The sequence below is a fragment of the Streptomyces albireticuli genome (assembly GCF_002192455.1).
GTDB lineage: Bacteria > Actinomycetota > Actinomycetes > Streptomycetales > Streptomycetaceae > Streptomyces > Streptomyces albireticuli_B.
The window spans coordinates 6,379,548-6,391,547 of sequence record NZ_CP021744.1 but is presented as its reverse complement, the minus strand read 5'-3'; the positions used below and the strand labels follow the sequence as shown (position 1 = coordinate 6,391,547).

13 protein-coding genes are annotated in these 12,000 nt (G+C 75.7%); 7 read left to right on the top strand and 6 right to left on the bottom strand.

All coding sequences use genetic code 11. From position 1 onward, the window contains the following. Positions 1 to 162 precede the first annotated feature (162 nt). Genes SMD11_RS27795 through SMD11_RS27785 form a run of 3 tightly spaced genes read left to right on the top strand, consistent with a single transcriptional unit; the run spans position 163 to position 3,125 of the window. A complete protein-coding gene (locus SMD11_RS27795; protein ID WP_087929054.1) occupies positions 163 to 1,224 on the top strand; it encodes an ABC transporter substrate-binding protein in 1,062 nt (353 codons plus the stop codon). Continuing rightward, entirely contained in the window at positions 1,225 to 2,289 is a 1,065-nt protein-coding gene (locus SMD11_RS27790) for a FecCD family ABC transporter permease (protein WP_087929053.1), read from the top strand. A gap of 2 nt (positions 2,290 to 2,291) precedes the next feature. Next, on the top strand, positions 2,292 to 3,125 hold the full coding sequence (locus tag SMD11_RS27785) for an ABC transporter ATP-binding protein (protein ID WP_087929052.1): 834 nt from the start codon (positions 2,292 to 2,294) through the stop codon (positions 3,123 to 3,125). 97 nt (positions 3,126 to 3,222) lie between these two features. Here the strand turns inward: SMD11_RS27785 and SMD11_RS27780 are convergent, their stop codons facing one another. Beyond that, positions 3,223 to 4,242 (bottom strand): L-tyrosine/L-tryptophan isonitrile synthase family protein, encoded by a 1,020-nt coding sequence (locus tag SMD11_RS27780; RefSeq protein ID WP_087929051.1) that lies wholly within the window; start codon positions 4,240 to 4,242, stop codon positions 3,223 to 3,225. A gap of 7 nt (positions 4,243 to 4,249) precedes the next feature. After that, positions 4,250 to 5,485: a cytochrome P450 family protein gene (locus tag SMD11_RS27775; RefSeq protein WP_087929050.1), complete on the bottom strand. Its 1,236-nt coding sequence runs from the start codon at positions 5,483 to 5,485 to the stop codon at positions 4,250 to 4,252. A 263-nt stretch (positions 5,486 to 5,748) separates the two neighbouring features. On the opposite strand from SMD11_RS27775, the gene SMD11_RS27770 reads away from it, so the two are divergent. The 3 genes from SMD11_RS27770 (at position 5,749) to SMD11_RS27760 (ending at position 9,259) form a co-directional block, all read left to right on the top strand. After that, on the top strand, positions 5,749 to 6,030 hold the full coding sequence (locus tag SMD11_RS27770; protein ID WP_087929049.1) for a hypothetical protein: 282 nt from the start codon (positions 5,749 to 5,751) through the stop codon (positions 6,028 to 6,030). Beyond that, a complete protein-coding gene (locus tag SMD11_RS27765; RefSeq protein WP_234366185.1) occupies positions 6,027 to 8,582 on the top strand; it encodes a heavy metal translocating P-type ATPase in 2,556 nt (851 codons plus the stop codon). Before SMD11_RS27770 ends, SMD11_RS27765 begins: the two co-directional genes overlap by 4 nt. A 116-nt stretch (positions 8,583 to 8,698) precedes the next feature. Then, a complete protein-coding gene (locus SMD11_RS27760) occupies positions 8,699 to 9,259 on the top strand; it encodes a copper chaperone PCu(A)C (protein WP_234366184.1) in 561 nt (186 codons plus the stop codon). A gap of 110 nt (positions 9,260 to 9,369) precedes the next feature. Here the strand turns inward: SMD11_RS27760 and SMD11_RS27755 are convergent, their stop codons facing one another. Both SMD11_RS27755 and SMD11_RS36895 read right to left on the bottom strand, forming a co-directional pair. Beyond that, the gene (locus SMD11_RS27755; protein ID WP_087929048.1) at positions 9,370 to 9,969 is read right to left on the bottom strand and encodes a sigma-70 family RNA polymerase sigma factor; all 600 of its coding nucleotides are present in this window, start codon (positions 9,967 to 9,969) and stop codon (positions 9,370 to 9,372) included. After that, the gene (locus SMD11_RS36895; protein WP_267896867.1) at positions 9,962 to 10,084 is read right to left on the bottom strand and encodes a hypothetical protein; all 123 of its coding nucleotides are present in this window, start codon (positions 10,082 to 10,084) and stop codon (positions 9,962 to 9,964) included. The genes SMD11_RS27755 and SMD11_RS36895 overlap by 8 nt, the downstream gene beginning before the upstream one ends. Here SMD11_RS36895 and SMD11_RS36550 point away from each other — a divergent pair. Beyond that, positions 10,079 to 10,249 (top strand): zf-HC2 domain-containing protein, encoded by a 171-nt coding sequence (locus SMD11_RS36550; protein ID WP_234366183.1) that lies wholly within the window; start codon positions 10,079 to 10,081, stop codon positions 10,247 to 10,249. The two genes, SMD11_RS36895 and SMD11_RS36550, sit on opposite strands and share 6 nt — an antisense overlap. Positions 10,250 to 10,442: 193 nt before the next feature. On the opposite strand, the gene SMD11_RS27745 is transcribed toward SMD11_RS36550, so the two are convergent. Then, positions 10,443 to 11,237: a hypothetical protein gene (locus SMD11_RS27745; protein ID WP_087929047.1), complete on the bottom strand. Its 795-nt coding sequence runs from the start codon at positions 11,235 to 11,237 to the stop codon at positions 10,443 to 10,445. 348 nt (positions 11,238 to 11,585) lie between these two features. Further along, positions 11,586 to 11,984: a holin gene (locus SMD11_RS27740; RefSeq protein ID WP_087929046.1), complete on the bottom strand. Its 399-nt coding sequence runs from the start codon at positions 11,982 to 11,984 to the stop codon at positions 11,586 to 11,588. Positions 11,985 to 12,000 lie beyond the last annotated feature (16 nt).

The window sequence follows — 12,000 nt, the reverse complement described above, 5'->3', positions numbered from 1 at the left end:
CACGGCCCGGTCCACGGCAGGGTCTCTCGGTGGGGCGTTCGAGGCAGCGTACGCCGGGCTTCTTCGCGACACGCGGGAACCCGGCGGCGACGCGGTCCGACTACCTGATCCGGACCCGCACGGGCGGGCCCGTGCGGATCACGATTTTCTGGAGAGTTCCTGATGCGCCCTCGTGCGTGGTGCGGTGTGCTGGCCGCTGTGGCCCTGTCGACGACGGCCTGCGGTGGCGGTGGCGGCAAGGCGGAGAGGACCGACGACGGCGCGGGGGCCGCGCGGGCCGGCTTCCCGGTGAGCGTCGCCGACTGCATGGGCGCGAAGACCACCTTCGACGCGCCGCCGAAGAAGATCGTCACCAGCAACGCCGCCGCCCTGGAGCTGCTGATGTGGCTGGGCGCGGGCGACAAGGTCATCGGCACGGGCTTCCCGCCCGGCAAGGGCACCCTGCCTCAGGACATGTCGGACCGGGCGGCGAAGGTGCCGGTGCTGGGCAGGATGGTCATCCCCAAGGAGAAGCTGCTCGGCTCGGGCGCCGACCTCTACATCGACTCGTTCTCCTCGATGAAGAACATGGGCAAGGCGGGCGACGCCCCGACGCCCAAGGAGTTCGAGACCGCCGGCATCAAGCACGTCTACCTCAAGTCGACGGCGTGCGCCGCGATGACCAAGTCCGCCCGGACGGACCTGTCGGGCGTCGAGGCGGACATCGAGGAGCTCGGCAAGGTGACCGGCACCTCCGCCCGCGCGCGGGAGCTGGTCCAGGAGATGCGGAAGAAGACGGGCGCGGTCCGCGACGCCCTCAAGGACGTCCCCGCGGACAAGCGGCCCTCCTACTTCCTCTTCGACTACGACGCGAGCACCAAGCAGCCGATGGCCGTGTGCAACCGGCAGGTCGCCAACGGGATCCTCACCCAGGCCGGCGCGCGGAACGTCTTCGCGGACTGCGACGGCGACTTCAAGCCCGTGGGCTGGGAGGACGTGGTCGCCAAGAACCCGGACTGGATCCAGCTGGCCGTCCGCGGCCGGGGCAGCGAGGAGGCGGACCGCAAGGCGTTCGACGACGCCGCGGAGTTCCTCAGGTCCTTCCCCGCGACCAAGGACCTCAAGGCCGTCCAGGAGGGCCGCTTCCTGCGCATCACCTCGCAGCGGACCACGATCGGCGGGGTGCGCAGCGCCGACACCGTGCGGGAGATCGCGCACACGCTGTACCCGGACCGGGTCAAGTAGATGGCGGCGCTCACTGCGGCCGCCGAGGGGCGGGAGCGGGAGCCGGGCGTACGGGCGGGCTGGGCCGGCGCGGTGCTGGGCGTGGCCCTGGTGGCCGCGCTGGTCGCCTCCGTGTGCCTGGGCTCGTCGGACGTGCCGCTGGGCGAGGTGTGGTCCGCGGTGGCCCGGGGCGTCTCGGGGCAGGACCCCGTGCCGGGCACCCAGGACCTGATCGTCTGGCAGTTGCGGGTGCCGCGGGCGCTGCTGGCGGCCGTGGTGGGCGCGGGCCTGGGCCTGGTCGGCACGGCCGTCCAGGCCCTGGTCCGCAACCCGCTGGCGGACCCCTACCTGCTGGGCATCTCCAGCGGGGCGTCGCTGGGCGCGGTCGCGGCGATCGTGCTGGGCGCCGGGGCGGGCGGCGCGCTGGGGCTGGGCCTGTCCTCGGCGGCGTTCGCCGGGGCGCTGGCCTCGTTCGCGCTGGTGTGGGCGATGGCGCGGCGCGGTGGCGGCTTCTCGCCGCTGCGGCTGGTGCTGTCGGGGGTGGGCATCGGGCAGTTCCTGTCCGGCTTCACCCACTATCTGGTGCTCCAGGCCGGGGACGACCAGCAGACGCACGGGGTGCTGTTCTGGCTGATGGGCTCGCTCGGCGGGGCCCAGTGGGCGACCCTGACGCTGCCCGTGGTGGCGGTGGCGCTCGGCCTGGTGGCGCTGCTGGCCCGCGCCCGCGCCCTGGACGCGCTGCTGATGGGTGACGAGACCGCGGCCGGGCTGGGCATCGACGTGGTGCGCCTGCGGCGTGAGCTGTTCGTCGTGACGAGCGTGCTGACCGGTGTCCTGGTGTCGGTGTCGGGGGCGATCGGCTTCGTGGGGCTGATGGTGCCGCACGTCTGCCGGATGGTGGTGGGCGGCGACCACCGCCGGCTGCTGCCGGTGGCCGCGCTGTTCGGCGCCGTGCTGCTCGTGGTCGTCGACCTCGTGGCCCGTACGGCCCTGCCGGACCAGGAGCTCCCGGTGGGCGTGGTCACGGCGCTGATCGGCGCGCCGACCCTGTTGTACCTGCTGGACCGCCGCCTGGAGAGGGGATAGCGATGCGGATCGCCGTCGAGGGGCTCGACGTCGAGCTGTCCGGCCGGACCGTGGTGTCCGGCGTCCACCTGGTCGCCGAGGACGGCGAGATCGCCGGGCTGATCGGGCCGAACGGCAGCGGCAAGTCGACCGTGCTGCGGACCGTCTACCGCTATCTGCGCCCGCACGCGGGGCGGGTGCTGCTCGGGGACACCGACATCCGGTCGCTGACCGCGGCCGAGACGGCCCGGCGGGTGGCGGCGCTGCCGCAGGAGCGCGGCAGCGACTTCGAGCTGTCGGTCCGGGCGGTCGTCGCGATGGGCCGCACGCCGTACAAGCGGGCGTTCGCGGGAGAGGACCGCGCGGACGCGGACATCGTGGCGACGGCCCTGGACCGGGTCGGCATGGCCGGTGCCGGGGCGCGCCGCTTCTCCACCCTGTCGGGCGGCGAGCGGCAGCGGGTGCTGCTGGCACGGGCCCTGGCCCAGGACCCGAAGGTCCTGGTGCTCGACGAGCCGACGAACCACCTGGACGTACGGCACCAGGTGGAGCTGCTGGCCCTGCTGCGGGAGCAGCGCCGTACGACCCTGCTCTCGCTGCACGACCTCAACGCGGCGGCGTCGCTGTGCGACCGGCTGCACGTGCTGCACGAGGGGTCGGTGGTGGCGTCGGGCACGCCGCGGGAGGTGCTGACGCCGGAGCTGCTGGCGGAGGTGTTCGGGGTGCGGGCGGCGGTGGTGGAGCATCCGCTGACGGGGGATCCGCTGATCGCGTTCGATCACCGGGGGGTCGCGGGGGCGGATGCGGGGGCGGCGGCCGACTCCCCGGCCCCGCCCCTCCCCGTGCCCGGGGGCTGACACTCCCGGCTCCCCTTCCGCGCTCCGCGCGGTGACCTCAAAGCGCCGGACAGGCTGGAATCAGCCCGTCCGGCGCCTTTTCCGGGGGCGGGGCCCCTCAGTTCTCCTCGTAGTGGCTGGGGCGCCCGTCGCGCAGCACGAGCCGCCCGACGCGCTCCGCGTCCTCGCGCCGCATCAGCCGCGCCGCTCCCCCTCGTCCCCGCAGCACCACCGTGTGCCACGGCGTGGCCCACGCGTCGGCGGCGTCCAGCAGGCGGATGCCGAACTTCTCGGAGCCCGGGCGCTGCGGGTGGATCGACAGGCGTACGGACCTGGGGTGGTGGTGGGCGATGAGGTCGCCCCAGGCGCGGCTGCGGGCGATGACGCCGTAGGCGCGGGTGCGGCACTCGCGCTGGAGGGCGGAGCGGGTGCCGGTGAAGTCCGCGGTGTCCTCGACGAGGAAGCGGGTGATGCCGCGGTAGAGGCGGGCGGTCTCCTCGTCGGTGCGGGCCAGTTCGCGCAGGCTGGGCACGGAGGGCGCGTAGGCGTCGGTGACCAGGTGCCGCTTGGTGTCGTGGTCGAGGTCGCCGTGGACGTCGCGCAGGTCGAACGTGTCGAGGCGGGTCAGCCCCTCGTCGCGGATGAGGGCGCGCAGGGCGTCCCCGTAGGCGTCGATCCGCGCGTCGGGCACCCGGATGAGGTCGCCGAAGATGTGCCCGTCGGAGCAGATGAGCATGCGCGCCCCGGGCTCGTACACCTCGCCGACGCGCGCGCAGAGACGGTCGAGGAAGCCCAGGGAGAGCCGCTCGCCCTCGTCGGGGAGGTGGCCGAGCACCTTGGCCGGGTTCGGCGACTTGCAGGGGAAGCCGGGCAGGGTGAGGACGACGGGCTCGCCGGCCTGTGTGAACTGCCGTATCTGGCGCAACTGCTCCGGGTGGTCGGCGGGGTCCGGGGAGGCCTGACCGCTCGTGCGGTGGTACGGCAGGAGGAGGCTGAGCACCCGGGCCTCGACCGTGGTCGCCGCGGGCGAGGGGGTGCCTATGGGGCGGGCCGTCTTCAGGGGCGGGACGGGTGCCGCGACGGCCCCGGGGAGGGCGGTGTCCACGGCGGGGGCGAGGTCTGCGGAAAGGGTCGGCATGGTGCACTCATCCACGGGGGCGGGGGCAGACGGGCCGGTCGAAGGCGACGGGCAGCTCGCCCACGCCCCGGCCGAGGACGGCGGGGATCCAGGGCAGTTCCGCGTCGGGGACCGCGAGGCGGAGCCCCGGGAGGCGGCGGATCAGGGTGCCGAGGGCGACCTGGAGTTCGATGCGGGCGAGGGCGGCGCCGGGGCAGAAATGGACGCCGTGCCCGAAGGACAGGTGCGGGCCCTGGGCCCGGTCGAGGTCGAGGGTGTCGGGGTCGGGGAACCGCTCGGGGTCGCGGTTGGCGGCGCACAGCGAGACGATCACGGAGTCGCCGGCGGGCACCCGGGTGCCGTGCAGGTCGGCGTCCTCGGCGAGGAAGCGCCAGGTCGTCAGCTCGAAGGCACCGTCGAGGCGCATCAGTTCCTCGACCGCGGCGGGCATCAGGTCCGGCTCGGCGCGCAGCCGGTCCAGCACCCCGGGGTGGCGGAGCAGGGCGACCATGGCGGTGGTGATCTGGTTGGTGACGGGCTCCTGGCCGGCCACCAGCAGCTGGAAGATCATGGAGTCCAGCTCCTCCCGGGTCAGCTCGCCCGCGTCACGGGCGGCGACCAGGCCGCCGAGGAGGCCCTCGCCGGGGTCGGCCACCACCTCGGCGATGTACGCCTGGAGTTCCCGCAGCAGCGCCTCGTAGGCGGGGCGGCCGGGGTCGGTGGGGCCGACGGGGGCCACGACCTTGCCCCACTCGCGCCGGAAGCGGGCGGCGAGGCGCGGGGACAGCCCGATGACCTCGGCGAGGACCTGGAAGGGGAAGCGGGCGGCGAAGCAGGCGACGAGGTCCGCCGTGTCCGCGTCCTCGGGCACGGCGTCGACGAGCGCGTCCGCCATCTCCTGGAAGCGCGGCCGCATCGCCTCGGCCCGGCGCGGCGCGAAGGCGTCCGTGACCAGGCGGCGCATGGCCGTGTGCTTGGGCGGGTCCTGGTGGAGGAGGTGCACCTGGAGCTGGGAGTGCTGCGGCTCGGGCATGATCGAGGCGCGCTCGCGCCAGCGGTCGTTGCCCCGCGAGTGGTTCTTGCCGAGCCGGGGGTCGGCGAGGGTCCGCTGGGCGGCGGCGTGGCCGGTGACCAGCCACGCGGTGACCCCGCTGGGGAAGAGCACCCGGTGGATCGGGCCGGCGGCGCGCAGGCGCTCGTACAGCGGATAGGGATCCCGCTTGTACTCGGGTCCGTACAGGGGGATCGGGTCGGGCAGCGACACGGTGGGTGCTCCTCGCGAAGTCGTGGACCCCTGATAAGTCGGACGGCGGGCGTGGCGAGTTCCCGGCTGTTCACGGCGGCGCGGTGGCGGTGCCCGGCCGGCCCGCGGGAAGGGGCGCCGGCGGCGGTGCGCGGGGCCGCCTCATCCCTGGGTAGTCGGCCCGGAGGGGCCGCTGGTTCCCGGGGACGAAAGGGATGATCCTCACGCGCCGGGAGCCCGTCGCATGCGGGCCGCCGCGGTCCGCGACGTGTCACGATGCGGCGATGACCGCTCGTCACGTCCTCAGTCCGGCCCGCCTCGGGCCGTCCCGCGCGTACGGAACCCTGCTCGGCTTCGTCCTGTTGCTGGCCGCCCTCTTCGGTGTCGCGTACGCGGCCGGGGCGGCGGCCGGGCCCGCCTTCCCCGGCATACACCGCACCGGCGGCTCCGGCGGGGGCGCGGGTTCCGGCGGCGGTCCGGGAGACATGGGCGGCATGGACGGGATGGGCGGGATGCGCGGCATGCACGGCATGGGCGCCCCGGGCGCCGTGGAGGTGACCCGATGACGACCTCGGCGAGCGGGCCCGGCGGGGCCACCGTGGCGGACGCCGCGACGACGGAGCTGATCGTCGGCGGGATGACCTGCGCGGCGTGCGTGAACCGGGTGGAGAAGAAGCTCGGCCGGCTGGACGGCGTGAGCGCGAGCGTCAACCTCGCCACGGGCCGGGCCAGGGTGAGCCACCCGGCCGCGGTGACCGCGGCGGAGCTGATGGCCGTGGTGGAGGGCGCGGGATTCACCGCGTCGCTGCCCGAACCGCCGGCCGCCGCCGCGCATCCGGAGGGTGGGGCGGACGGGCCGGCGGAGCCGTCGGCCATGACCCGGCTGCTGGTCACAGCCCTGCTGTCGGTACCTGTGCTGGTCCTTTCCATGGTCCCCGGCCTCCAGTTCCGCAACTGGCAGTGGCTGTGCTTCGCCCTGGCCACGCCGGTGGCCGTGTGGGGCGCGTGGCCGTTCCACGCCAAGGCGCTGCGCGGCCTGCGGCACGCGGCCGCGACCATGGACACGCTGGTCTCGCTGGGCGTGCTGGCCTCCTACTCGTGGTCGGCGTACGCCCTGTTCCTCGGCGGCGCCGGGGACCCGGACATGCGGATGCCGTTCACTCTGGTCCCGGCCGTGGGCTCGATGGGCGGCGGCACGGCGGACGTGTACCTCGAAGCGGTCGTCGGCGTGCCGCTGTTCGTACTGATCGGCCGGTCGCTGGAGGCGCGGGCGCGGCACAGCACGGGGTCGGCGCTGCGGGCGCTCGCCTCGCTCGCCGCGAAGGACGTCGTCGTGCGGCGGGACGGCGCCGAGCACCGGGTGCCGATCGAGCGGCTGCGGGTCGGCGACCACTTCGTCGTACGCCCCGGTGAGCGGGTCGCGACCGACGGCACGGTCGTCGCGGGCAGCTCGGCACTGGACATGTCCCTGGTGACGGGCGAGAGCGCGCCCGTCGAGACGGGCCCCGGCTCGGCCGTGGTGGGCGGTGCCGTCAACTCCGGCGGCCTGCTGGAGGTGCGGGCGGAGGCCGTCGGCGCCGACACGCGGCTCGCCCGGATCGCTCGGCTGGTGGAGGACGCGCAGGCGGGCAAGGCGAAGGCGCAGCGGGTCGCCGACGCGGTGGCCGGGGTGTTCGTCCCGGCGGTGCTGGCCGTGGCCGTCACGGTCCTCGGCTTCTGGCTCGGCGCGGGTGCCGCCCCGCAGGCGGCGGTCACGGCCGCCGTCGCGGTGCTCGTGGTCGCCTGCCCGTGCGCGCTCGGCCTCGCGACCCCCACGGCCCTGCTGGCCGCGACGGGCCGGGGCGCGGGCCTCGGCATCCTGGTCAAGGGCCCGCAGGCGCTGGAGGGGCTGCGCCGGGTGGACACCGTCGTCCTGGACAAGACCGGCACGCTGACGACGGGTTCGATGACGGTGACGGGCGTGAGCGTCCGCGCCGGCGGGCCGGGCGCGGACGAGGTCCTGCGGCTGGCCGCGGCGGTCGAGCGGGGTTCGGAGCACCCGGTCGGCCGGGCGGTCCGCGTGTACGCGGAGGAGTCCGGCACGGGCGCCCCGCCGGAGGTCGCGGACTTCGTGGCGACGCCGGGCAAGGGCGTCGCCGGACGGGTCGGGGACCGGCTGGTGGAGGTCGTACGGCCGGAGGGCGGGCCGGGCCGTACGCACACGAGGAAGCAGAAGGGGAAGCGCCCCGCCGGGCAGCGGCCCCGGCCGGTCGGCCTGCCGGCCGAGCTCGACGACGCGGTGCGCGAGGCCGAGCGGGACGGGCGGACCGCGGTGGTGGTCCGGGTGGCGGGCGCGCCGGAGGCGGTGATCACCCTGGGCGACACCGTGCGCCCCGGCTCGTACCGCGCGGTCGACCACCTGAAGCGGCTCGGGCTGCGCCCGGTGCTCGCCACGGGCGACAGCGAGGGCGCGGCGCGGGCCGTCGCGGCGGAGCTCGGCATCGAGGAGGTGCATGCGCGGGCCACGCCCGAGGACAAGGCTGAGCTCGTCCGCGGGCTGCGCGCGGCGGGCCGCCGGGTCGCGGTCATCGGCGACGGCGTCAACGACACGGCGGCGCTGGCCGGCGCGGACCTGGGCATCGCGATGGGCGGCGGCACGGACGCGGCCATCGGCGCGGCGGACGTGACGCTGGTCCGCGAGGACATGGGCGCCCTGGCGGACGCGGTCCGCCTGGCCCGGCGGACGTCGGGGACGGTCCGCGCCAATCTGGCCTGGGCCTTCGGCTACAACCTGGTCACCCTGCCGCTGGCGGCGGTGGGCCTGCTGAGCCCGATGGTGGCCGCGGCCGCGATGTCGGTGAGCTCGGTCCTGGTCGTGGCGAACAGCCTGCGGCTGAGGGGCTGGCAGCCGAGGCGGTCGGGGCTGGGCGGCACCGGCGGCGGCCGGGGCGGCGGCCGACGGCCCGGGGCGCGGGGGCCGCGTGCGGGCGTCGCGCCCGTGGCGGCGGCGGGCACGACGCCCGGGCCGCGCCGGGGCGAGGAGGGAACGGACGGCGGGGCCCGGCCCGTACGGCTGCCCGCGGGCGGCGCCGCGGAGAAGAACCTGAGGAACGACGACGACACCCGGGGTGACGCGTGAAGAAGGACCACTCGCCCGGCGGCGGGACGGACGGGCGGACGGGTGCGGGGGCTCGTAGAGGTAAGGACGCTCGTACGGGCACGGGCACGAACGGAGGCCCGTCCACGGGTACGGGCGTGAGCACCGCCACCCGTACCGCCACGGACTCCCCCGCCGCCGCGGGGCTCCGCGCCGGCGGCCGGACCGCCCTCCTGGCCGGGGCCGCCCGCGCCGCCCTCGTCCCGCTGCTCGCCTCCGCCGTCACGCTCGGCGGCCTGGGCGCCTGGACGCTGTCCGGGGCGGCGGCCCGCCCGGCGGCCGTGACGGTCGACGACGCGCGCATCCTGCTCCCGTTCGGCGCGGACGACACGGCGGCGTTCTTCCGGATCCGCAACACGGGCGACGTGGCCGACGAGCTCGTGGACGTCGAGGTCCCGGACGCCGGCGGCACGATGCTGAGCCGCACCGTGGTCGAGCGGGGCGCGGGTTCCATGCGCATGGTCCCGTCCGTGCCCGTGCCCGCGGGCCGCGCGGTGGAGATGTCGCCGCACGGCCTGGACGTGATGGTGGTGCGCCCGCCCCGGCTCCGGCTGGGCGAGCGGCTGCCGGTGACGCTGCGGTTCCGCGAGAGCGGCGCGGTCCGGGTGGAGGCGCTGGTCGTACGGCCGGGCAGTGACGGAACCGCCGCCGGGAGGTAGCGGGCGGACGGCCGGGGCCGCATTCCCCTGTGACGTGGAACGCCGGGCGGACCGCTTCCGCGGCCCGCCCGGCGTTCCGGTGTCCGGGGCCCGGGAGCCCCGTCGGACGGTCAGGCCGCGGCCCGCGCCATCACGGGCATCCCCGTGACACCGCCCGCGGCGGCCCGCTCCGCCGTCTCCAGCTGCACGATCAGCGCCTCACGCGCCCGCGCCACCCGCGACCGGACGGTGCCGACCGGGCACCCCGCGACGACCGCGGCCTCCGCGTAGGGCAGGCCCAGGAGCTGGGTGAGGACGAAGGCCTCGCGCCTCTCGTAGGGCAGCCGGTCGAGCAGCTGGGACAGGGCCACGCCCTCGTCGAAGCCGGGCAGCTCGGCGGACTGGGTCCGTTCGGCGGCCGACTGCCAGTCGTCCGTGTCGGAGAGCCGGGGCCGGGCCGCGTTGAAGCGGAGCCGGTCCACGACCGTGCGGCGGGCGATGGTCAGCAGCCAGGTACGGGCCGACGAGCGGCCCTCGAAGCGCGGCAGCGAGCGCAGCGCGCGCAGATACGTCTCCTGCACGAGGTCGTCCGCGCCCTGCGGGTCGTTGCTGAGCCGCGCCACGTAGCGCCGTACGTCGTGCTGGGTGGCGCGGATGAAGCGCTCCACGGCGTCGGCGTCACCGCCGCGGGCGGCGAGCGCCCAGGCGGTCACCGTCTCGTCGTCACGCACGGCGGCCTCCCGCGAGGACGGTCAGGCGGGGTGCCGTGCGGGCGGTCGCGAAGGGCTTCGCGAGGGGGGTGGTGCGCGGGGCGCGGGTGGCGCCGGGGACGATGGCGGGGTGCATTGCCGTGAGTTCCGTACCGCCCTGTCCGCCCGCCTCGACGGGGAGGAGCCGCCGCCGGACGTGTCCGGTCCGGTGCTCGACGCCCATCTGCTGGGCTGCGTCGAGTGCCGTGGCTGGGGTGAGCGGGCGCGCCGGCTCAAGCTGCTGACGGCGGGTCTCGGCTGAGGCGGTCGGGGCGGGGATCGCTGCTGCGGCGGTCGGCGGCTCGTGCCGTCGTGGCGCGGCCTGCGTGCGGGCAGGGGTCATCGCCGTGGGTCCTTCCTGGAATCCGGGCGGCCGGCCCTGGGTGCGGGCGGGCGGCGTCCCGGTGACGTGGTTCGGCCAGGTCGGTCGCCGTCAGCCGGCGGACGGGGTTCCGTCAGACGGCGGCGGCGACGGGGCGGGCCGGTGGACCACGGGTGGCGAGGACATGGGCGTAGAGCAGCTGTCGCAGCCGCTGGGCCGCGCGCGTGCGGTCGGCGCGGATGCGCGGCGGGCCCTGGCGCGTGGGGACGTCCTGGAAGAGGACGAGCAGGGGCGCGAAGAGCCGGGTGCGCAGGGTGCGGCCGAGCCGGAAGGCGGCCTGTTCGCCGCCGGCGAGCCAGATGCCGCAGATCAGGGCGACGACGACGTGGGCGGACCACATGGCGAGGGCGCCGTGGCCGGCGTGCATGGACATGTCGTGGCCCATGCCGGCCATGCCGCCCATGCCCATGGAGTGGTCCATGGGGATGGCGGGCATGTCGGAGGGCATGGGCAAGGACGGCATGGCGGGCATGCCCTGCCCACCGCCCGCCATGTCCCCCATCCCGCCCATATCCCCCATGCCACTCATACCGCTCATGCCGCCGGGGAGGGGGAAGTCGCCGTCCAGGCCCAGCCGCGCCGCGCGCGCCGCGTTGGCGGCGACGTTCTGCGCGAGGGCGAAGAAGTGGTGCAGGGCGGTCTGGGCGCCGACCGTGGCGAGCGTGATGAGCAGCGGGCCGCGTTCGCGCCCGGCGAGGAACCACGCCGCGCTGCCCGTGCCGGACAGCGCCACGACGACGGCCCACCAGGGGACGGTCGTCCCTGACATGACCGCGTGGCCCAGGGCAGCGAGCAGCACACAGACCACTGCGAACATCGCGGCTCGCAGCGTCCGGGGTCCCTGGTACGGCGACTGCCCTGCGCTCATGACGGGGACATCGTTGCACCCGCCTCGCGCGGAGCGACGGCGGGGGGCGTACTGACGCCCGTACGTCCGCCCGCTCGGGCGCACGGAACCGCCCCGTACCGTCCGCCCGGCGGTACGAGGCGGTGGGCCGCCGGCTCGGGGGAAGGACCGACGGCCCGGGTCCCGTCGCTCCATTGGGACTCGCGTAGCCGAGTCAACCGCGCGGCGGCCCGGCGCGGGAACGTGTGCGCGGGGGTCCGCGTGGGTGCGTTCCGCACACCCCGTGTGAACGCGCGTCCTCCACTCAGGGGGCATGGGGTCCGGGGGCACGGTCCGCGCTTCCGTTTCCGGGCGGCCGGGCGGGGACTGTCAGGGCGTCTCCTTCGTGGGAGCCGGGGAGGAGGTCTTCTTGGCGGCGGTCTTGGCGGCGGTCTTCGCGGCGGGGGCCTTCTTCGCGGGGGACCTCTTGGCGGCCGTCTTCTTCGCGGGCGTGTTCGCCCCGGCCCGTTTCCCGGTCCGCTTCGCCCCCGTCCCCTTCCTCCCGGACGACTTCTTCCCGGGCAGCCAGGCGGCGCTCGTCCTGTCGCCGAAGCGGGTGCCTATCGCGCCCTTGATCACGGAGAGCGCGGCGGGGACGGCGGCGATGGCGGCGGCCTTGAGCGCGGACACGTCGGTCAGGTCGAAGCCGTCGGCGAGGAGGAGGCCGAGGAAGGTGGTGAGGTAGGCGGCGAGGGTGCGTTCGAGTACGTCGATGAGAACTTTCGGCATGTTTTTTCTTCCGGTC

Bases quoted from the DNA above. Each gene is read 5' to 3' on its own strand.
- SMD11_RS27795 (WP_087929054.1), top strand. From the start codon at position 163: ATGCGCCCTCGTGCGTGGTGCGGTGTGCTGGCCGCTGTGGCCCTGTCG.
- SMD11_RS27790 (WP_087929053.1), top strand. From the start codon at position 1,225: ATGGCGGCGCTCACTGCGGCCGCCGAGGGGCGGGAGCGGGAGCCGGGC.
- SMD11_RS27785 (WP_087929052.1), top strand. From the start codon at position 2,292: ATGCGGATCGCCGTCGAGGGGCTCGACGTCGAGCTGTCCGGCCGGACC.
- SMD11_RS27780 (WP_087929051.1), bottom strand. From the start codon at position 4,242: ATGCCGACCCTTTCCGCAGACCTCGCCCCCGCCGTGGACACCGCCCTC.
- SMD11_RS27770 (WP_087929049.1), top strand. From the start codon at position 5,749: ATGACCGCTCGTCACGTCCTCAGTCCGGCCCGCCTCGGGCCGTCCCGC.
- SMD11_RS27765 (WP_234366185.1), top strand. From the start codon at position 6,027: ATGACGACCTCGGCGAGCGGGCCCGGCGGGGCCACCGTGGCGGACGCC.
- SMD11_RS36895 (WP_267896867.1), bottom strand. From the start codon at position 10,084: ATGCACCCCGCCATCGTCCCCGGCGCCACCCGCGCCCCGCGCACCACC.
- SMD11_RS27745 (WP_087929047.1), bottom strand. From the start codon at position 11,237: ATGAGCGCAGGGCAGTCGCCGTACCAGGGACCCCGGACGCTGCGAGCC.
- SMD11_RS27740 (WP_087929046.1), bottom strand. From the start codon at position 11,984: ATGCCGAAAGTTCTCATCGACGTACTCGAACGCACCCTCGCCGCCTAC.